The following is a 1,205-nucleotide window of genomic DNA, read 5'->3' as shown; positions in this document are numbered from 1 at the left end:
CCTTTTTTGCGGCTCAGCCGAATTTTGTCTTGAGAGCCTCAAAGCGCCCCAGCTGATCCGGCAGGAGTTCACGCGCGGCATCGCGACGCACGAACACCTTGAACATCACATCGCCGGCGCCGTTGAAGAACTGGACCGAACAGGCTCGCCGGCCCTGCGCGGTGCTCCGATCGACGACGTAAATCGCCCGGCAGTTCTCCGCCTTGATATGTCCGCCGATCGGGCTGTCGCCGTGGATATTGTAGTAGCCATGGCCGAAGCTTCCGACCGGCAGCGAGGCTTCGCATTCCAGGACGATGTCCGGGGTGTGCATCAGGAAGAGCACCGTTCCCCAGGTCGCGAGCTCCTTCCAGACATCCTCGAAGCGCTCCGCGGCAATGAGGAGGCGCTGCTCGGACGGCAGGAGCTCGAGTACGGCGCGCGTCGAGACCTTGGCCTCGCGCGCCACCGCCTCGATCAGGCCGTCGGGCTTGGCCGCGAGCAGGCTGCGCGCGTGCTCGATCGGATCGCGGGCTGCAATATCGGCAGTCGTCATCGGTGCGGCCTCACTCGGCCGCCTGGCGGGGCAGATGCGGGTTGGTCTCGCTGAGGACGGTCTCGAAACCTTCGAACTCGGGATGACCGAGATACATCGGCTTCGGCCGGGGCTGGCCGGCACTGCGATGCGATTCGCGGAACTGCTCGGACTTGGTCCAGGCGACGAAATCTTCCTTCGAGGCCCAGGTCGTGTGCGAGGAATAGAGCGTATGGTCTTCCTTCTCCGGCCCCTTGAGCAGGTGGAAGGCGAGGAAGCCCGGCATCTCGTCGAGACGGCTCTTGCGCGACGACCAGACCGTCTCGAAGGCAGCCTCCTCGCCCTTGACGACCTTGAAACGATTCATGGCGATGAACATCGGAAAAATCCTGCACTGGAAAAGGCCGCGCACGGCTGAAACGAGGAACGCCGCGAAGCGGCCGGGCGCCACCCGCTCCGCATGGGCACCCTTGCGAGCACTCATTCGGGAAAGCACGGGCCGGATGCGTGGCCCGGCAACAGCCGCAACCCAACCGGCAACGCTTGGTCGCCGCCCTTGACCCCTTGTAGTAAAGGCGAATATCACCGTCAACAATCCATGCAATATGTTCTTGTTTTGAATAATTAAAAACAAGGATGTACTTGATTTGGATTCATTCTAATGGGCGATTATTTGATACTCGGGCGCCTA

The 1,205-nt window shown here is 61.7% G+C and carries 2 protein-coding genes; both read right to left on the bottom strand.

Annotated features, from left to right (window positions below):
- Positions 1 to 13: 13 nt before the first annotated feature.
- On the bottom strand, positions 14 to 535 hold the full coding sequence (gene hutX / locus ACIPIA_RS16660; protein ID WP_400511086.1) for a heme utilization cystosolic carrier protein HutX: 522 nt from the start codon (positions 533 to 535) through the stop codon (positions 14 to 16).
- Positions 536 to 545: 10 nt separating this feature from the next.
- Positions 546 to 893, bottom strand: a complete 348-nt coding sequence (locus tag ACIPIA_RS16655) for an antibiotic biosynthesis monooxygenase family protein (protein WP_400511085.1) — start codon at positions 891 to 893, stop codon at positions 546 to 548.
- Positions 894 to 1,205 lie beyond the last annotated feature (312 nt).

It is taken from the genome of Allobosea sp. CER48, from assembly GCF_044752385.1.
Taxonomy (GTDB): domain Bacteria; phylum Pseudomonadota; class Alphaproteobacteria; order Rhizobiales; family Beijerinckiaceae; genus Allobosea.
This window is presented reverse-complemented; position numbering and strand designations above follow the sequence as displayed.